The following is an 18,214-nucleotide window of genomic DNA, read 5'->3' on the forward strand; positions in this document are numbered from 1 at the left end:
AAAACATGGTAGATAAACGCGAATCCTATACAAAAGAAGACCTTCTTGCCTCTGGCCGTGGTGAACTGTTTGGCGCAAAGGGCCCGCAGTTACCAGCACCAAGTATGCTGATGATGGACCGCGTCATCAAGATGACCGAAACCGGTGGTAACTACGATAAAGGTTATGTTGAGGCAGAACTCGATATTAACCCGGACCTGTGGTTCTTCGGTTGCCACTTCATTGGCGATCCGGTTATGCCTGGCTGCCTGGGTCTGGACGCCATGTGGCAGTTGGTTGGCTTCTACCTGGGCTGGTTAGGCGGCGAGGGTAAAGGGCGTGCGTTAGGCGTAGGTGAAGTTAAACTCACTGGCCAGGTGCTGCCAACGGCAAAAAAAGTGACCTACCGCATTCATTTCAAACGTGTGATAAACCGCCGTTTGATTATGGGACTGGCGGATGGTGAAGTGCTGGTTGACGATCGTCTGATCTACACCGCAACCGATCTGAAAGTGGGTTTATTCCAGGACACTTCTGCGTTCTGATAAAACAGTGACACTTTAAAAAGGCGAAGCCCCCGCGCAGCGGAGGCTTCTTTTTTAAAGAGACAGTCAGGCAATTTGCACCCTGTCCTCCATGGCTTCTCGCCAGCCTCCTAGCCACCAGGACCTCTGATTTAAGCCCTGATAAGGACACATTTCTTTCGATCTCCCGGCAATACCGGCCTGATATCCACGTTGATGTGCCCGTTCCAGGCGATCTCGTTTTTGTCTCTTCATGCCTCGTTTCCCTCATTCTTTGATCTGGTGGAAAAGAAAACAGTGGTCACTAAATACACAACCACGGATAACGAATACCGCGAATCCGGGTCAACGTCAATGCGCAAAATTCACGCCATTGTCATATTTGTGAGCTACATGAAAGTTCATTTGTACAAAATCTGTGAAGTGGCACAAGTAACAAGCTGACGAGACAAATAAAAAAGCCGCTGCGGTTTTGATGTTCGCAGCGGCTTTGTCTTCTCATTAATTTTACTTATGGCAGGCGATTCAACTCGCTGGCAATCGCCGTCGCTTCCTGAGTCCAGGCCTGAGCTAATGTTTTCACCATCGCATCGTAGCCATCCTGCTGTTGCTTAAGCTCGATATTAAACGGGCGCTTAATCAACTGCCCTTGATGTTTCAGCAGCCATTCACCGCTTACAATCACCCGACCATCGTAACGACCGTGAAACCCGCTAACGGACACGTTCAGCGTATCCTGCTCGCTGCCCAGCGGTTGCGAGGCAACAACCCACCCGGGTAATTGGTTGCTAAGGTTCGCGACCAGCGTCGTTCTTAGCTGCTGGTCAAGCGGGCTAGCCCACAGATTATTATTCGCAATCACGTACTGGACATCAGTAGTCTGGTAAACCACCCCATTACCAGCCAGATAATCAGGAATGCTAACCTGCTCGACCCAGAGCAAGTTTTTGCTTTGGTGAGCTGCGCTTTGCGCACCCCCCTGCGCGACCGGCAGCTGGTAGTAGGTTTTGCTCTCACCGCCGCTGCTGCACGCCGTCAGCGCACAAACCGCCGCCGCTATTAGCCATTTCTTCATTATTTCGCTCCCTTCGGCTGCGGATCTTTTTTATCCTTCGCCTCAAATACCAGCGCATTGCTCTTATCATTGAGCGTTTTGAGTACCGGCTGCAGTTCACGAAGAACCTGATCCAGCCGCTGCATATCCGCAACCATCTTATTGTATGCCGCAGACCCAGGCTGGAAGCCCTGCATACTACGATTGAGTTCACGCAGCGTGTTTTGCATATCGCCCGGCAGCTGCTGCATAGACTGGCTAGAAGTGATCTTATTCAGACTATCCAGCGTGGCCTGTACGTGCTGCATCGTTTTCTCACTTTGCGCCAGCGTACTGGTCGCCTGCTCAAGCAACGGATTAATCGGCAGATTGTTGATCTTATCCAGCGCGTCCATCAGGCGCTGCTGGATCTGCGCCAGACCACCGCTTACGGTTGGAATAATCGGATAACCGCCAAACTCCTGAATCTTGCCGCGCGCAGGCGCTTTCGGATAGAAGTCGAGATCGATATACAGCGCCCCGGTCACCAGGTTACCGGTTTTGAGCGAGCCACGCAGTCCGCGATTCATCAGATCGTCGATATGCTTACGGATATCGGGATCGGTGCCTAATTGATTGATCAGCCGTTCAGGCTCAATCCGCACTTCAACCGGAATACGATAATCATCGTTTAAGTTTTGCTTCAGGCCAGGAATAAAGAACGGCACCTTACCCACTGTACCAAGGCGGATACCACGGAACTCAACAGGCGCACCAGGCTGAAGCCCGCGAATTGAATCTTTAAAGAACATCACGTAGTCAATATGCTGGGTAAACACCGAATCCTGAATGCTTCGTTGATCGTCGAACAGATGATATTCGGTTTTATTCGCCACCGGCTCTCCTAGCGGCAGCCCTTCAGGAATATCAAAGCTAACGCCGCCACCAAACAGGGTCGATAACGAACCCATTTCAACGCGCATACCCGCAGCGGTCAGATCCACCGCGATACCGCTATCCTTCCAGAAGCGCACATTATTCGTTACCAAACGATCGTTGGGCGCACTAATAAACAGCTGGTAGGTGATATTACGTTTTTGCGCATCAAAAGTGCTGGTTTCAACTGAACCTACGCGATAGCCGCGGAAGAGCACCGGGTCACCGGGAGACAATTGGCCTGCTTTGCTACTTTCCAGCAAAATGCGAATCCCTTTAGCATCGGGAGAAGCCAACGGCGGTGAATCAAGCAGCGGATACTGGGCAGGGACAGAGCCTTTATTACCCGGCTGTAGTTCAATATAGGCACCGGATAATAACGTCCCCAGGCCGCTAATTCCTTCACGACCAACCTGAGGTTTCACCACCCAAAAAACAGAATCCTGGTGTAGCAGTTTTTCCATACCTGAATTCAGTCGAGCCTTAATTTCCACATGGTTCAGGTCGTCCGTCAGGGTTGCGCTTTCAATGACGCCGACATCAACGCTGCGGCTTTTAATCCGGGTTTTCCCCCCTTCGATACCTTCAGCGTTCGTCGTAATTAAAGTCACTTCCGGCCCTTGATGGCTGTAGTGATAAAACAGAATCCATGCGCCGATAAGCGCCGTGACTATCGGGAAGATCCACACTGGTGACCAGTTCTTCACCCTTTGCACTTTCGCTTCTCCGCTCTTATTTTCCATGCTGCTGTCTTTCCTCATGGCTTGAATCTGCCTCACGGTCCCACAATAAACGAGGGTCAAACGTCATGGCCGAAAACATTGTCATAACTACGACCAGCGCAAACATCACCGCTCCAATCGCCGGATAGATATTCATTAATCCTCCAATCCGTACCAGAGCTGAGAGTACTGCGATGACAAACACATCAATCATTGACCAGCGGCCAACAAACTCAACAACTTCATAAATCAGATGCATGCGCTCCGAATCGCGATCGCCCTTACCGCTGGCGTTCCAGCATAGCCAGCCGATAGCGATCATCTTTAACGTCGGCACCATGATGCTGGCGATAAATATCACCATCGCCACCGGATACGATCCCTCGCTCCACAACAGGATCACCCCCGCCATAATCGTAGAGGGCATTTTATCGCCCAGCAGATCGGTAATCATGATCGGCAGAACATTGGCGGGCATATAGAGGATTATTGACGTCATTAACAACGCCATCGTCCACTGCAGGCTGTTTTTGCGTCGAGCGGTTCCCTTTGTACGACAGCGCGGGCAAACGGCTTCATCTACAGGCAAAACGGCCGTACAGCACGAGCACGAGCGCAGCCCCTGACGAAGGCCGGAAACACCGACTTTCAGCGGCTGCTTAATCGGCGGCATTGGCGCAATGTCATCCCATAACCAGCGGCGATCCACGCACTGAAATGTCCGCAGTTGTAATACGCAGAACATACACCAGGGAACAAAGCTCAGGCCAATACCAATATCGCCATAGGCCATCAGCTTAACGAAGCTGACCAGAACCCCGGCGAGAAAAATTTCCGCCATTCCCCAGGTTTTCAGGTGAAACAGGATCCGCGCGAGAAAGGCTTTTAGCCCGGAAGGCATGCGTACCCGATTGACCAGCAGCAGAATGGTGATAAGGCAGAAAGCCGGCACCAGCTGCACGAAGAGCAAAAAGAAGGTACCAAGGCTGGCGTAATCCTCGGTAAACAGGACATTTGGAATTTCCAGCAGCTCAATTTCGCTACTGATCCCGCCAACCTTCATATAAATAAAGGGAAACAGGTTCGCCAGCAGCAACATAAACAACGCGACCAGCGCATAGGCAGTGGGACGCTGCCGAGGCGCGTCCCATGACGTCGTCAATGTCGTTCCGCAGCGCGGACACGCAGCTTTCTGGCGATGCTCCAGCTGCGGCAAAGCCACCAGCAGATCACATTGTCGGCACAGAATATGCCGCGCAGCATGATGATGATCGCACATGAAAACTCCTCAGCTTATGCGCCGTTTTTTAATCCTTCAAGATATTCCCAGCGTTCGAAGGCAGTTTCCAGCGCCTGCTCCGCTTCGCTCATCTGCGCCAGCACCTGCTGCGTATGATCATGCGACTGACCAAAGAAAGAAGGATCGGCAACCTGATCCTGCAAATTCTGCAGCTGAGCTTCCAGTTCCTCCAGCTTCTGCGGCAGCTGTTCAAGCTCGCGCTGCAGGTTATAGCTTAGTTTGCTGGCGGCACGTTTGACACTTTCTGCTTTTGGTTGAGCAACTTCTACCGTTTTTTTGGCAACCGGCTGCTTTTGTGCCAGATACTGCGCTTGCTGACCACGAGCATCGTGATACCCACCCACATACTGGCCAATTCTGCCACCGCCTTCGAAAATCCAGCACTCGGTTACGGTATTGTCGACAAACTGACGGTCGTGGCTGACCAACATCACGGTACCTTGATAGCCGTCGACAAGCTCCTCTAGCAGTTCCAGGGTTTCGACATCCAGATCGTTTGTCGGTTCATCGAGAATCAACAGGTTGCTGGGCTTGAGGAACAGGCGCGCCAGCAGCAGACGGTTACGCTCACCGCCGGACAGCGCACGCACTGGCGTCATGGCGCGTTTTGGATGGAACATAAAATCCTGCAGGTAGCCCAGTACATGGCGCGGCTTGCCGTTTACCATCACTTCCTGTTTGCCTTCCGCCAGGTTGTCCATCACCGTCTTGTCCGGGTCAAGCTCCGCACGGTGTTGGTCGAAATAGGCAACTTCCAGCTTAGTACCCACGTGGATACGCCCGCTATCTGCCTTCAACTGACCGAGCATCAGCTTCAGCAGCGTGGTTTTACCGCAGCCGTTCGGGCCAATCAGCGCAATCTTGTCACCGCGCTGGATCTGGGCGGTAAAATCCTTCACCAGCACTTTGCCATCAACCTGGTAGTTCACGTTCTCCATCTCGAAGACAATTTTGCCCGAACGCGCGGCCTCTTCGACCTGCATTTTCGCGCTACCCATCACTTCACGGCGCTCACCGCGTTCGCGGCGCATCGCTTTCAATGCACGCACGCGCCCTTCATTGCGGGTACGACGGGCTTTAATCCCTTGACGGATCCACACTTCTTCCTGCGCCAGTTTGCGATCGAACTCCGCATTCTGTAATTCTTCCACGCGCAGCGCTTCTTCTTTATCCAGCAGATACTGATCGTAGTTCCCTGGATAAGTCACCAGCTTACCGCGATCGAGATCGACAATACGCGTCGCCATATTGCGAATAAAGGAGCGGTCATGGGAGATGAAAATAATGGTGCCTTTAAACATCTTCAGGAAACCTTCCAGCCAGTCGATCGTTTCGATATCGAGGTGGTTAGTCGGTTCATCCAGCAGCAGTACGCGCGGCCCGCTGACCAGCGCGCGCCCCAGGGCCGCTTTACGCAGCCAGCCGCCGGAGAGCGAGGAGAGCTCAGCATTGGGATCCAGATTAAGCTGCTCCAGCACTTCATTAATACGGCTATCGAGCTGCCACAGTCCCAGATTATCCAGTTGCTCCTGCAGACGCGCCAGTTCATTCAGGTTCTTGTCGCTCGGGTCGGTCATCACCAGTTGCGAAACATCGTGATAGCCTTTAAGGTAGGCCGCCTGCTCGGCAATGCCTTCCGCCACGAAATCATAAACGGTTCCGGTCACATCGCGCGGTGGATCCTGCTGCAACCGCGCAACAACCAGATCCAACTCATAAATAATGCGCCCATCATCAAGGCCCTGTTCACGGTTCAGGATCTTCATCAGGGTCGATTTACCCGCACCGTTACGCCCTACCAGGCAGACGCGCTCGTTATCTTCGATATGCAGTTCAGCATTATCCAGCAACGGCGCATCGCTGAAGGAGAGCCAGGCACCGTGCATACTAATCAATGACATTCTTTATTCCTTTCAGGCTGAAGTAATCAGCCAGCAGTTGTGAATCTGACGGTTGCGGGCAAAATCCTGAGACAGCGTTTTTTGCGTGATCTCCTGCGCCTTCAGGCCAAGCGCCTCTAGCCCGTCATGATCCATACGGAAACCGCGTTTGTTATTCGAGAACATAATCGTGCCGCCTTTACGCAGCAGGCGTTTTAAATCGGTCATCAGGCGCAAATGGTCGCGCTGGACGTCGAACGCATCTTCCATGCGTTTAGAGTTTGAGAAGGTTGGCGGATCGATAAAGATCAGATCAAACTGCTCGGTACTCTCGCGAAGCCAGCCCAGTACATCGGCCTGCATCAAGCGATGCGCTCGACCGGTTAAACCATTGAGACGCAGGTTACGCTCCGCCCACTCGAGATAGGTACGCGACATGTCAACCGTCGTCGTAGAGCGCGCTCCCCCAAGGCCAGCATGGACGCTGGCGCTGCCGGTGTAAGAGAACAGATTGAGGAAATCTTTACCTTTGCTCATCTCACCCAGCATACGGCGGGCGATACGGTGATCGAGGAACAGACCGGTATCCAGATAATCGGTCAAGTTTACCCATAGACGTGCGTTATACTCCTGCACTTCAATGAATTCCCCTTTTTCGCCCATTTTCTGATACTGGTTTTTCCCTTTCTGCCGTTCACGGGTTTTCAGCACCAGCTTATTCGGCGCAATCTCCAGCACGGCAATGGTGGCAGCGATAATATCAAACAGGCGCTGACGGGCTTTGTGCGCATCAACGGTTTTCGGCGGTGCATACTCCTGTACCACCACCCAATCACCATAGCGGTCAATCGCCACGTTGTATTCAGGAAGATCGGCATCGTACAGGCGATAGCATTCAATCCCTTCCTGACGCGCCCATTTTTCGTACTTTTTCAGATTCTTACGCAGACGGTTGGCAAAATCGTCCGCCAGCATGGTGGTTTTACCGCCCTCACTCTCAGCAAGATGATAATTCTTCTGCACGCAGTCGAGCGGGCCGTTTTTGGCTTTGAACTGCTTATCGGCGCGTAATTGCAGACAGCTCAACAGTTCAGGAGACGCGCTAAATAGCGACAAGTTCCAGCCGCCGAACTGGTTTTTCATCGTCCGCCCCAGCAGGCTATGCAGGGCAATCAGCGCCGGTTCGCTCTCCAGACGTTCACCATATGGCGGGTTGCTGATAACCGTACCGTAAGGACCTTTCGGCAGCGGGTTGCTCATCTGGGCGACATCTTTCACTTCGAAAGTCACCAGTTCGCCAATTCCCGCGCGACGAGCGTTGCGGCGCGCGCGTTCGATAACCCGCCCGTCAACGTCGGAACCGTAAAAGCGTGATTCATACGCTGCCAGCCCCTGACGGGCGCGGGTCTGCGCTTCGGCTTTCACCTCTTTCCAGACAGCATCGTCGTGTTGTGCCCAGCCGCCAAAGCCCCAGTGACCGCGATGCAGCCCCGGCGCGCGATCGGTCGCCAGCATTGCCGCTTCAATCAACAGAGTACCGGAACCGCACATCGGATCGAGCAGCGGCGTACCCGGAGCCCAACCTGAACGCATGACAATCGCCGCCGCCAGGTTTTCTTTGATCGGCGCCATACCTGTACCATCGCGATAGCCGCGCAGATGCAGGCCCTCGCCGCTGAGATCCAAAGAAATATGCGCGGTTTCTTTATTCAGCCAGACGTTAATGCGCAGATCGGGATTCTCGCGATCGACATTTGGACGCGGTAAATTCTTCCGTGTAAAGCTATCGACGATCGCATCTTTTACCTTCAGCGCGCCGTACTGGCTATTGCGGATTTCATCGTTCAGCCCGCTAAAATGTACGGCAAAAGTTGCGCCAGGATTAAACATCTCCGTCCAGGAAATGGCCTGTACACCGAGGTAAAGGTCCAGGTCGCTATATACGCTGCACTGACCCAGCGGCAGCATAATGCGCGAAGCCAGCCGACTCCACATCAGGCTTTGATACAGCAGGCGCGTATCTCCCTGAAAATGGACCCCGCCCTGGACCACCTGACACTCTACCGCGCCAAGTCCTTCCAGTTCAGTTTTTAACAGCTCTTCAAGACCACGAGCCGTGCTGGCAAACAGAGATTTCATATCGTCACTTTTACTTAAAGAAAATTGGTGCGCATTATAGCCAATATGTGCCCTATGTCATAAAGTTAAAGGCTTATTTTTGAACCCAGGGGCAGCGTATGGTAACGCTTTCGCGACTTTTTATTCATCCCGTCAAATCAATGCGGGGAATTGGCCTGAGCCACGCTTATGCGGACATAAGCGGATTGGCCTTCGATCGCATATTTATGGTGACGGAAACCGATGGCACCTTCATTACGGCCCGCCAGTTTCCGCAAATGGTTAAGTTTATCCCCGCGCCGCTCCATGATGGCCTTCACTTGACCGCCCCTGACGGCAGCAGCGCAATAGTTCGCTTCAGCGATTTCGCCCCGCAGCAGGAGCCGACCGAAGTCTGGGGTAACCATTTTACCGCCCTGATTGCCCCGACATCGGTTAACCAGTGGCTAAGCGGTTTCTTTAACCGCAGCGTCCAGCTCCGCTGGTTGGGACCACAGCTGAGTCGCCGGGTAAAGCGCCATGATGCCGTCCCCCTCTCCTTCGCCGATGGTTTTCCCTATCTGCTGGCCAATGAGGCTTCTTTGCGCGACCTGCAAAATCGCTGTCCGGCCAGCGTAAGCATAGAACAATTTCGCCCGAACCTGGTGGTGACCGGGGCAGCGGCCTGGGAGGAGGATACGTGGAAAGTGGTTCGCATCGGCGAGGTCATTTTTGATGTCGCCAAGCCGTGCAGCCGCTGCGTGTTTACTACCGTCAGCCCTGAACGTGGGCAAAAGCACCCATCTGGTGAACCCTTAACCACGCTGCAAGGTTTTCGCACTGCGCTGGATAACGGTGATGTCGATTTCGGTCAGAATCTAATCGCACGTAATAGCGGCGTGATCCGAGTCGGCGATCGGTTAGAAGTGCTGACCCGCGGCCCGGCGAAGGCCTATGGCGCAGGCGATAGCGACGATTCGTTAGCATCCGAAGCAGAACAGAACGCGACAGTGGAAATTGAGTGGCAGGGATTACGTTTCACCGGGAATAACCAGCAAATCTTGCTGGAGCAGTTAGAACAACAAGGTATTCGTATTCCTTACTCCTGCCGGGCGGGAATTTGCGGTAGCTGCCGCATCCGGCTGGAAGAAGGCGAAGTCAGCGCGCTTAAGAAAAACGCGGTGGCATCTGACGGCACTATTCTGAGCTGTAGCTGCGTGCCGAAAACCGCACTGCGCCTGGCGCCTTAAACCGCCTGCCCCAGGCTGTAGCTGGCGACGCCCGGCGCTGGCTGCAGCCGGTCGTTCATTATTTTAATCACGTCGCCAAGCTGCATAACTCTCCCGGCAAGCGTCAGACCCGGCTGGGCCAGCAGGCACAGCGCCGCGTTTTCGCCGGGTTCAACCACCAGCAGATTAACCTGCTGACCGGTATCGCTAAGCCATGCGCTGGCAGCGTCGCCACCGGCGGGTTGCCAGCACGCTTCATGGGTAGTGAAATGCCAGCTTTTCGGCATTTGCGGCTTAAGAAAGCGAATAGCGACCAGCGCATTAAGAACTAATTCAGCGCGCTGCTCTTTTGATAATTCGAGGTCGCGGCATTTTTCTTCAAATGAAAAATAAAGCGCGGCATCATCGACGCAAAACCCAGAGGGAGCAAACGCATCAGGGGTCAACATCCGGCGAGCAAAACGCGAACGAAATAACATGCCATTAGCCAGGTCGAGCATCATACGATCGTGCTCTTCGTCGTAATACCAACGCCAGTTATCGTCAGGTTTAATCCGCATTTCTACCCCCGCCCTCTTTCACTTCCATCTGTAATAAACAGGTAAACTGCTACAGAATATTTCCAAAATTAAGAAAAGACTAAATAAGCAACAATGAAAGAATATAAAACAACCAGGGCTATAAATAAAGCCCTGGTAGGATATAAGAAGGGAAAAGATTAGATATGGGTAACAATTTCTTTAATCAGCGGCGGACCTTTGAAAATAAACCCAGAATAAATCTGTACCAGAGTCGCACCTGCGGCTATCTTTTCACGGGCCGCAATCACCGAGTCAATACCACCGACTCCGATAATGGGCAAACGGCCATTTAATTCAGCAGAGAGCATGCGGATAATTTCTGTACTTTTTAATTGCAACGGACGCCCGCTAAGCCCACCTGTTTCATCGCAATTTTTCATTCCCTGCACCAGCGATCGATCCAGCGTGGTATTGGTGGCAATGACCCCATCAATATTATGTCGAACCAGGCTGTCCGCTACCTGGATCAATTCCTCAACGGAAAGATCCGGCGCGATCTTCACGGCTACCGGAACATATTTCTGATGCTTATCTTGCAGCTCACGTTGCTTATTTTTAATACCAGAAAGTAAATCATCCAGCGCATCGCCGTATTGTAAAGTACGCAGTCCTGGGGTATTCGGCGAGGAGATATTAATCGCGATATATCCGGCATAAGCATAGATTTTCTCCATACAAATCAGATAATCATCTTTACCTTGCTCTACCGGGGTATCTTTATTCTTGCCGATATTAATCCCCAGGATACCGTCGAAATGCGCCTTTTTTACGTTCTCAACCAGGTTATCCACACCGTGGTTATTAAAGCCCATGCGGTTGATCAAACCTTCGGCATCAACCAGGCGGAAGATCCTTGGCTTATCGTTACCCGGCTGCGGACGAGGCGTCACGGTACCAATTTCAATTGAACCAAAACCCATTGCCCCGAGTGCATCAATACACTCGCCATTTTTATCCAATCCGGCGGCCAGACCCAGCGGGTTCTTAAATGTGAGCCCCATACAGGTTACCGGCTTTGTCGGCACCTTCTGGCGAACCAACATTTCCAGCGGTGTGCCTGAAACACGGCGTAATTGTTGAAAGGTTACTTCATGAGCGCGCTCAGGGTCGAGCTGAAAAAGGGCTTTACGAACGAAGGGGTAGTACATGAACTCTCCTGGATTCCCGGTGTGCAAACCGGGGGCGTATTATGTGCGATCCACCCCGGAAAGGGAATTGACCTGCGACAAAAAATCGCATCTCAGACGCAAACGTTTACTTTTGTCTCCCTCTTTATGCACTTTCTGACAATTCAACGCTGGATAAATCATTTAGGGAAATAAAAGCGCTCTGTCACACTGCCGCTAAATGTTATCAATTATCGATAAAATTGAATATTTAGTTATAAGGAGAGAGTATGCGAGTCATAACACTTGCGGGTAGCCCGCGTTACCCTTCCCGCTCCAGCGCGCTTCTGGAATACGCCAGAGAGACGCTCTCCGCTGCGGAAATCGAAGTCTGCCACTGGCATCTGCAAAATTTTGCCCCGGAAGACCTGCTCTACGCACGCTTTGATAACCCCGCTCTGCATGCGCTGAATGAACAACTTGCTGATGCAGATGGGCTGATTATCGCCACCCCGGTTTATAAAGCCTCTTTTTCCGGCGCGCTGAAGACGCTACTCGACCTGCTCCCGGAGCGCGCACTGGAAGGCAAAATCGTCCTGCCGCTGGCTACTGGCGGAACCATCGCACATATGCTGGCGGTCGATTACGCCTTAAAACCGGTACTCAATGCGTTGAAAGCCCAGGAGATCCTTCATGGCGTCTTCGCTGACGATAGCCAGGTCACCGATTATCAGCATAAACCCCAGTTTACGCCCAACCTGCAGGGCCGGCTCGACCAGGCGCTGGAAACCTTCTGGCAAGCGCTGCACCGTCCCAGTAGTCGCGCGCCAGCATTGAAAACCTTACAGCGGGTTGAACATGTTTAATAGCCGCCGCCAGTATCGCGACGGGACTAAGAGAATAAAGGAATAGACTATGGCGACCCTTTCGCAAAAATTTCTGATCCGTCTGGCCCCCTGGCTTTTGCCGGTCGGTAGCGTGATCGTTTGGCAATTCGCCTCCTCCATCGGTTGGCTATCCACCCGCATTTTGCCTTCACCAGAAGGCGTACTAAAAGCTTTCTGGACGCTCTCCGCCAGCGGTGAACTGTGGCAGCATCTGGCAATCAGCTCATGGCGTGCGCTTATCGGCTTCAGCATTGGCGGTTCCATTGGCCTGGTTCTGGGGCTTATCAGCGGCCTGTCACGTTGGGGTGAACGCCTGCTGGATACGTCGATTCAAATGCTGCGTAACGTGCCGCACCTCGCGCTGATCCCGCTGGTAATTTTATGGTTCGGCATTGATGAAAGCGCCAAAATCTTTCTCGTCGCACTGGGGACCATGTTCCCGATTTACATCAATACCTGGCACGGGATCCGCAACATCGACAGAGGACTGGTCGAGATGGCCCGCAGCTACGGTTTATCCGGCTTTGCTCTGTTCCGTCACGTGATCCTGCCTGGCGCCCTGCCCTCTATTATGGTCGGTATTCGTTTTGCGCTCGGCCTGATGTGGTTAACGCTGATTGTTGCCGAAACTATCTCTGCTAACGCCGGTATCGGCTACCTGGCGATGAATGCCCGCGAATTTCTGCAAACCGATGTCGTGGTGGTCGCCATTATTCTTTACGCCATTCTCGGCAAACTGGCCGACTTCAGCGCCCAGCTTCTGGAACGCGTCTGGCTGCGCTGGAACCCGGCTTATCACCTTCAGGAGGTCACCGCATGACAACCGCGCGTCTTAATCCGGGGATCCCGCTGCTGCTAAACGGCGTAAGCAAGCGTTATGGTAGCAAGACGATCCTGAACGAACTCGATCTGCATATTCCCACCGGGCAATTTGTCGCGGTAGTCGGGCGCAGCGGCGGCGGTAAAAGCACCCTGCTGCGGTTGCTGGCCGGGCTGGAAAAGCCCAACGCCGGTGAACTGCTTGCTGGTTCAACGCCGCTGGCGCAAGTCCAGGACGATACCCGGATGATGTTTCAGGACTCACGCCTGCTACCGTGGAAAACGGTAATTGACAATGTTGGCCTCGGGCTAAAAGGCCAGTGGCGCGAGGCTGCGCTTAAGGCGTTGGCGAGCGTCGGTCTGGAGGATCGCGCCAGTGAATGGCCTGCGGCGCTTTCCGGCGGGCAGAAACAGCGCGTGGCGCTGGCCCGTGCGCTAATTCATCGCCCTGGATTATTACTGCTTGATGAGCCGCTGGGTGCGCTGGACGCGTTAACTCGTCTGGAAATGCAGGATCTGATCGTTTCGCTGTGGCAGGAGCATGGATTTACCGTCCTGCTGGTGACCCATGACGTCAGCGAGGCGGTGGCCATGGCCGATCGCGTTTTGCTAATTGAAGAAGGGAAAATTGGCCTGGATCTGCTGGTAGATATTCCACGGCCCAGACGCACAGGCTCAGCGAAGCTGGCCGAACTGGAAGCGGAAGTATTGAATCGGGTGATGCAGCGCGGCAAGAGTGAATCCTCGCCGCGCTTAGTGAGTCACGGTTAACGACTGCGACGTTTCCCCGCTGGCGCTGTGCTTAGCGGGGCTACAGGTTTGGACTCGCGCTGGCGTTACGCCAGCGCTTTGCTGATTTTCTCAAACAGATCCCCGGAAAGATTCTCCAGGCCTTTTAACTGCTTCAGCGCCGCGCGCATCAGCGCCTGACGCTTCTCATCATAGCGTTTCAGGCGAATCAACGGCTCAATCAGACGTGAGGCAACCTGCGGATTGCGGCTGTTCAGTTCAGTCAGCATCTCAACCAGGAACTGATAGCCGCTACCGTCTTCAGCGTGGAATGCCGCCGGGTTGCTCCCCGCAAAGGCACCTATCAGCGAACGGATGCGGTTCGGGTTGCTCAGACTAAATGAACGATGATTCAGCAAGCTACGTACCGTTTCCAGCACGTTATCCGCCGGGCTGGTGGACTGCAGGATAAACCATTTGTCCATCACCAGGCCGTCCTGGTGCCATTTGTCGTCATACTCCTGCATCAGGGCATCGCGGCACGGCAGCTGAGCCGCGACTGCCGCCGACAACGCCGCCAGAGCATCGGTCATATTGTCGGCATGGTGATACTGCGCACTGACCAGTTTATCCGCCAGCTCCGCATCGCCAAACGCCAGGTAGCGCAAGCAGGTGTTACGTAGAGAACGCTTGCCGATATCGGCATGTTCAACGCGATAGCTGTCGAGCTTGTTGGCGTTGTAAATCACCAGGAACTCGTCTGCCAGTTCTTTCGCCAACGTACGGGTGAGCGCTTCACGCACTGCGGCGATAGCGATCGGATCGATAACCGCGAACAGTTCCGCAATTTCATTAGCCGAAGGCAGCGTCAGGATCTCCGCCGCCAACGCCGGATCGATCTTTTCATCCAGCAGAATCGCGCGGAACGCATCGGCAACGTGAACAGGCAGCGACAGCGGCTGACCCTGCTGATGGCGATTGACGTTGAGCTTGATATACGTTGCCAGCAGGCTTTGCGCCGCATCCCAGCGGGAGAAATCATTGCGCGCGTGGCGCATCAGGAACGTCAGTTGCTGATCGCTCCATTTGTACTCCAGCTTCACCGGCGCAGAGAATTCACAAAGCAGCGCCGGTACCGGCTGGAAGTAGACATTATCAAAAACAAAAGTCTGCTCTGCCTGAGTGACGTTCAGCACGTGATGTACCGGGTGTCCGCCCTTCTGCAACGGAATCACTTTTCCTTCGTTATCATAAAGTTCAATGTCGAACGGAATGTGCAGCGGCAGCTTCTCTGCCTGTTCAGACGTCGGCGGCGTACGCTGGCTGATGGTCAGCGTATACTGCTCCGTTTCCGGGTTGTAATCGTCATGGACGGTAACAATCGGCGTCCCGGACTGGCTATACCAGCGGCGGAAGTGGGACAGGTCAACATTGGAAGCATCCTCCATCGCCTGAACAAAATCGTCGCAGGTGGCGGCGCTGCCGTCGTGGCGTTCAAAGTACAGCTGCATCCCTTTCTGGAAATTCTCTTCACCCAACAGAGTGTGCAGCATGCGAATGACTTCCGCGCCCTTCTCATACACCGTCAGGGTGTAGAAGTTGTTCATTTCGATAACCATATCCGGACGAATCGGATGCGCCATCGGGCTGGCGTCTTCGGCAAACTGCATACCACGCATGGTGCGCACATTGTTAATGCGATTAACCGCCCGCGAACCAAGGTCAGAGCTGAACTCCTGGTCGCGGAAAACGGTCAGGCCTTCTTTCAGGCTGAGCTGGAACCAGTCGCGGCAGGTTACGCGGTTACCGGTCCAGTTATGGAAATATTCGTGGCCAATAACCCGTTCGATATCCAGATAATCTTTATCGGTCGCGGTATCGGTACGCGCCAGCACGTATTTGGAGTTAAAGACGTTAAGCCCCTTGTTCTCCATCGCCCCCATATTGAAGAAGTCGACGGCGACAATCATATAGATGTCGAGATCGTATTCCAGACCGAAGCGCGTTTCGTCCCACTTCATGGAGTTTTGCAACGAGGTCATCGCCCACGGCGCGCGATCCAAGTTGCCGCGGTCAACGTACAGCTCAAGCGCGACTTCACGCCCGGAGCGGGTTTTGAAGGTATCACGCAGGACGTCGAAATCACCGGCCACCAGCGCAAACAGGTAGCAAGGTTTCGGGAACGGATCCTGCCACTGGATCCAGTGACGGCCATTTTCCAGCTCGCCCTGGGCCACGCGGTTACCGTTAGAGAGCAGGAACGGATATTTTGTTTTATCGGCGATGATTTTGGTGGTGAAGCGCGCCAAAACGTCCGGGCGGTCCAGATACCAGGTAATATGGCGGAAACCTTCCGCTTCGCACTGGGTACACAGCGCTTCACCCGACTGGTACAGCCCTTCCAGCGCGGTATTGGCCGCCGGGCTAATTTCGTTGACGATGGTCAGGGTGAAATGTTCCGGCAACCCGCAAATTACCAGCTGGTTATTTTCTTCCTTGTAGTCGCTCCACGGTTGACCATTAACCTGCAGAGAGACCAACGTCAGGTCTTCGCCATCCAGACGCAATGGCACATCAGACGTAGCCGCATGGCGGGAGACCTTGCTCTCAGCCGTCACAACGGTTTTCGCGGCGTCCAGGTCAAAGGTCAAATCGATATCGCTAATCAGATAATCCGGCGCACGATAGTCGTGGCGGTATTTGGCTTGGGGCTGTTGTGTCATAAAAAACCTTTAGCATGTCCTGTAAAGTGTCGACTCAGTCTATTCCTGTTGCGCAAATCTCGCTACGCAGAATCTTCATCTTTTCAATGCCAAACATGAAAATTGCTACATTTTGATAACACCAGAGGCACGAAATGCGCTCGACCAGGCGCAAAGCTTGTGGTGTGATGCGTGTTCAATATATTAAACTAGGCCTCGCAAATGACCGTTAGCGTCGTCATCAGCCGTCGCCGCGGGACAGAGTCGGGTATTACAGGTATACTCCGCCTCCTTTTTACCGCTTTGGTTTTGATGGAAACGCTCCAGTGAGAGGATGCTACTGCGCACCATGACCCAATTCACTTCTCCTGTACTGCACTCGCTGCTTGATACGGATGCCTACAAGCTGCACATGCAGCAGGCTGTCTTCCACCGCTACAATGATGTACAGGTCGCGGCGGAGTTCCGCTGCCGTGGGGACGATTTGCTCGGCATCTATGCCGATGCGATTCGCGAACAGGTTGAGACGATGCGCGACCTGAGACTGCAGGACGATGAATATCACTGGCTGTCGGGCCTGCCCTTCTTTTCGCAAGACTATCTCGACTGGCTGCGCAATTTTCGCTACGACCCACGCCAGGTTTCCGTCACCAATGACAACGGCAAGCTTAATATTCGCCTTTCCGGCCCGTGGCTTGAAGTCATTATGTGGGAAGTTCCGCTGCTGGCGGTGATAAGCGAGCTGGTTCATCACTATCGTTCACCAGAAACCAGCGTTGACTTAGCGCTTAAGACCCTCGAGCATAAATTGGTCGATTTTAATCACCTCACTGCTGACGTCGATATGTCCGGTTTCCGCCTGATGGATTTCGGTACCCGCCGCCGCTTCTCGCGTGAAGTACAGCAGGCCATTGTTGAGCGTCTGCAGCAGGAGCCGTGGTTCACCGGCACCAGCAACTACGATCTGGCGCGTCGTCTGGATCTGACCCCAATGGGAACCCAGGCGCACGAATGGTTCCAGGCGCATCAGCAAATCAGCCCAAGCCTGGCCAGCAGCCAGCGCGCGGCTCTCGCGGCCTGGCTGGAGGAGTATCCTGATCAGTTGGGTATCGCCCTGACCGACTGCATTACGATGGACGCCTTCCTGCGCGATTTCGGCCCGGAGTTTGCAACCCGCTATCAGGGACTGCGTCACGATTCCGGCGATCCGGTGGAATGGGGCGAGAAGGCTATCGCACACTATAAAAAACTGGGCATCAATCCGTTGAGTAAAGTGCTGGTGTTTTCCGATAACCTCGACCTGACCAAAGCGGTCGATTTATATCGCCACTTCTCGTCGCGGGTGAATTTGAGCTTCGGCATCGGCACCCGGCTGACCTGCGATATTCCTCAGGTTAAGCCGCTGAATATTGTTATCAAGCTAGTGGAGTGCAACGGTAAGCCGGTGGCGAAACTTTCCGATAGCCCGGGTAAAACGATTTGCCACGATAAAGCGTTTGTGCGCGCCCTGCGCAAAGCTTTTGACCTGCCGCCGGTTAAAAAGGCGAGTTAATCTCCTCAAGGAGCCGCTCAGGCTCCTTTTTCTTTATTATTATTGCCGAATTATCCCCTTTCAGATGCGAAATCTACTTGTCTGATAGAAGATGACAGGTAACATAGATATCCCCCCGCTGAAGGGGGATACAGATTT

General features: G+C 53.6%; 15 protein-coding genes. 6 read left to right on the forward strand and 9 right to left on the reverse strand.

Annotated elements, in window-relative coordinates; genetic code table 11:
* Positions 1-5 precede the first annotated feature (5 nt).
* The gene (gene fabA / locus FN082_RS00395; protein ID WP_139537194.1) at positions 6-524 is read left to right on the forward strand and encodes a bifunctional 3-hydroxydecanoyl-ACP dehydratase/trans-2-decenoyl-ACP isomerase; all 519 of its coding nucleotides are present in this window, start codon (positions 6-8) and stop codon (positions 522-524) included.
* 66 nt (positions 525-590) lie between these two features.
* Here the strand turns inward: fabA and rmf are convergent, their stop codons facing one another.
* The 6 genes from rmf to rlmKL form a co-directional block, all read right to left on the reverse strand.
* A complete protein-coding gene (gene rmf, locus FN082_RS00400) occupies positions 591-758 on the reverse strand; it encodes a ribosome modulation factor (protein WP_139537193.1) in 168 nt (55 codons plus the stop codon).
* A 256-nt stretch (positions 759-1,014) separates the two neighbouring features.
* Complete coding sequence (gene pqiC / locus FN082_RS00405; RefSeq protein ID WP_139537192.1) at positions 1,015-1,578, reverse strand: membrane integrity-associated transporter subunit PqiC; 564 nt, start codon at positions 1,576-1,578, stop codon at positions 1,015-1,017.
* The gene (gene pqiB / locus FN082_RS00410; RefSeq protein WP_139537191.1) at positions 1,578-3,215 is read right to left on the reverse strand and encodes an intermembrane transport protein PqiB; all 1,638 of its coding nucleotides are present in this window, start codon (positions 3,213-3,215) and stop codon (positions 1,578-1,580) included. The genes pqiC and pqiB overlap by 1 nt, the downstream gene beginning before the upstream one ends.
* On the reverse strand, positions 3,205-4,473 hold the full coding sequence (gene pqiA / locus FN082_RS00415) for a membrane integrity-associated transporter subunit PqiA (RefSeq protein ID WP_139537190.1): 1,269 nt from the start codon (positions 4,471-4,473) through the stop codon (positions 3,205-3,207). Before pqiA ends, pqiB begins: the two co-directional genes overlap by 11 nt.
* A 14-nt stretch (positions 4,474-4,487) precedes the next feature.
* Complete coding sequence (locus tag FN082_RS00420; protein ID WP_139537189.1) at positions 4,488-6,395, reverse strand: ABC transporter ATP-binding protein; 1,908 nt, start codon at positions 6,393-6,395, stop codon at positions 4,488-4,490.
* A 12-nt stretch (positions 6,396-6,407) separates the two neighbouring features.
* A complete protein-coding gene (rlmKL, locus tag FN082_RS00425) occupies positions 6,408-8,513 on the reverse strand; it encodes a bifunctional 23S rRNA (guanine(2069)-N(7))-methyltransferase RlmK/23S rRNA (guanine(2445)-N(2))-methyltransferase RlmL (protein WP_142980948.1) in 2,106 nt (701 codons plus the stop codon).
* 98 nt (positions 8,514-8,611) lie between these two features.
* On the opposite strand from rlmKL, the gene FN082_RS00430 reads away from it, so the two are divergent.
* Positions 8,612-9,721, forward strand: coding sequence for a YcbX family protein (locus tag FN082_RS00430; RefSeq protein WP_139537187.1), 1,110 nt, complete (start codon positions 8,612-8,614; stop codon positions 9,719-9,721).
* Here FN082_RS00430 and zapC read toward each other — a convergent pair.
* Both zapC and pyrD read right to left on the reverse strand, forming a co-directional pair.
* A complete protein-coding gene (zapC, locus tag FN082_RS00435) occupies positions 9,718-10,260 on the reverse strand; it encodes a cell division protein ZapC (protein WP_139537186.1) in 543 nt (180 codons plus the stop codon). The genes FN082_RS00430 and zapC overlap by 4 nt on opposite strands.
* 158 nt (positions 10,261-10,418) lie before the next feature.
* On the reverse strand, positions 10,419-11,429 hold the full coding sequence (gene pyrD / locus FN082_RS00440; protein ID WP_139537185.1) for a quinone-dependent dihydroorotate dehydrogenase: 1,011 nt from the start codon (positions 11,427-11,429) through the stop codon (positions 10,419-10,421).
* Positions 11,430-11,677: 248 nt separating this feature from the next.
* Between pyrD and ssuE the strand changes: the two genes are divergently transcribed.
* From ssuE to ssuB, 3 genes are read left to right on the forward strand one after another with little or no spacing between them, the layout of a single operon-like run.
* The gene (gene ssuE, locus FN082_RS00445; RefSeq protein WP_139537184.1) at positions 11,678-12,253 is read left to right on the forward strand and encodes an NADPH-dependent FMN reductase; all 576 of its coding nucleotides are present in this window, start codon (positions 11,678-11,680) and stop codon (positions 12,251-12,253) included.
* 49 nt (positions 12,254-12,302) lie between these two features.
* The gene (ssuC, locus tag FN082_RS00450) at positions 12,303-13,094 is read left to right on the forward strand and encodes an aliphatic sulfonate ABC transporter permease SsuC (RefSeq protein WP_142980949.1); all 792 of its coding nucleotides are present in this window, start codon (positions 12,303-12,305) and stop codon (positions 13,092-13,094) included.
* Positions 13,091-13,864 (forward strand): aliphatic sulfonates ABC transporter ATP-binding protein, encoded by a 774-nt coding sequence (gene ssuB, locus FN082_RS00455; protein ID WP_142980950.1) that lies wholly within the window; start codon positions 13,091-13,093, stop codon positions 13,862-13,864. The genes ssuC and ssuB overlap by 4 nt, the downstream gene beginning before the upstream one ends.
* Before the next feature lie 65 nt (positions 13,865-13,929).
* Here ssuB and pepN read toward each other — a convergent pair whose 3' ends face one another.
* On the reverse strand, positions 13,930-16,545 hold the full coding sequence (pepN, locus tag FN082_RS00460; protein WP_142980951.1) for an aminopeptidase N: 2,616 nt from the start codon (positions 16,543-16,545) through the stop codon (positions 13,930-13,932).
* 328 nt (positions 16,546-16,873) lie between these two features.
* Here pepN and pncB point away from each other — a divergent pair, with 328 nt between their 5' ends.
* Entirely contained in the window at positions 16,874-18,076 is a 1,203-nt protein-coding gene (gene pncB, locus FN082_RS00465) for a nicotinate phosphoribosyltransferase (protein ID WP_142980952.1), read from the forward strand.
* Positions 18,077-18,214: the final 138 nt, after the last annotated feature.

Source organism: Klebsiella spallanzanii (assembly GCF_902158555.1).
Lineage (GTDB): Bacteria > Pseudomonadota > Gammaproteobacteria > Enterobacterales > Enterobacteriaceae > Klebsiella > Klebsiella spallanzanii.

Coding starts and splice junctions, on each gene's coding strand:
- fabA (WP_139537194.1), top strand. CDS start 6: ATGGTAGATAAACGCGAATCCTATACAAAAGAAGACCTTCTTGCCTCT.
- rmf (WP_139537193.1), bottom strand. CDS start 758: ATGAAGAGACAAAAACGAGATCGCCTGGAACGGGCACATCAACGTGGA.
- pqiC (WP_139537192.1), bottom strand. CDS start 1,578: ATGAAGAAATGGCTAATAGCGGCGGCGGTTTGTGCGCTGACGGCGTGC.
- pqiB (WP_139537191.1), bottom strand. CDS start 3,215: ATGGAAAATAAGAGCGGAGAAGCGAAAGTGCAAAGGGTGAAGAACTGG.
- pqiA (WP_139537190.1), bottom strand. CDS start 4,473: ATGTGCGATCATCATCATGCTGCGCGGCATATTCTGTGCCGACAATGT.
- FN082_RS00420 (WP_139537189.1), bottom strand. CDS start 6,395: ATGTCATTGATTAGTATGCACGGTGCCTGGCTCTCCTTCAGCGATGCG.
- rlmKL (WP_142980948.1), bottom strand. CDS start 8,513: ATGAAATCTCTGTTTGCCAGCACGGCTCGTGGTCTTGAAGAGCTGTTA.
- FN082_RS00430 (WP_139537187.1), top strand. CDS start 8,612: ATGGTAACGCTTTCGCGACTTTTTATTCATCCCGTCAAATCAATGCGG.
- zapC (WP_139537186.1), bottom strand. CDS start 10,260: ATGCGGATTAAACCTGACGATAACTGGCGTTGGTATTACGACGAAGAG.
- pyrD (WP_139537185.1), bottom strand. CDS start 11,429: ATGTACTACCCCTTCGTTCGTAAAGCCCTTTTTCAGCTCGACCCTGAG.
- ssuE (WP_139537184.1), top strand. CDS start 11,678: ATGCGAGTCATAACACTTGCGGGTAGCCCGCGTTACCCTTCCCGCTCC.
- ssuC (WP_142980949.1), top strand. CDS start 12,303: ATGGCGACCCTTTCGCAAAAATTTCTGATCCGTCTGGCCCCCTGGCTT.
- ssuB (WP_142980950.1), top strand. CDS start 13,091: ATGACAACCGCGCGTCTTAATCCGGGGATCCCGCTGCTGCTAAACGGC.
- pepN (WP_142980951.1), bottom strand. CDS start 16,545: ATGACACAACAGCCCCAAGCCAAATACCGCCACGACTATCGTGCGCCG.
- pncB (WP_142980952.1), top strand. CDS start 16,874: ATGACCCAATTCACTTCTCCTGTACTGCACTCGCTGCTTGATACGGAT.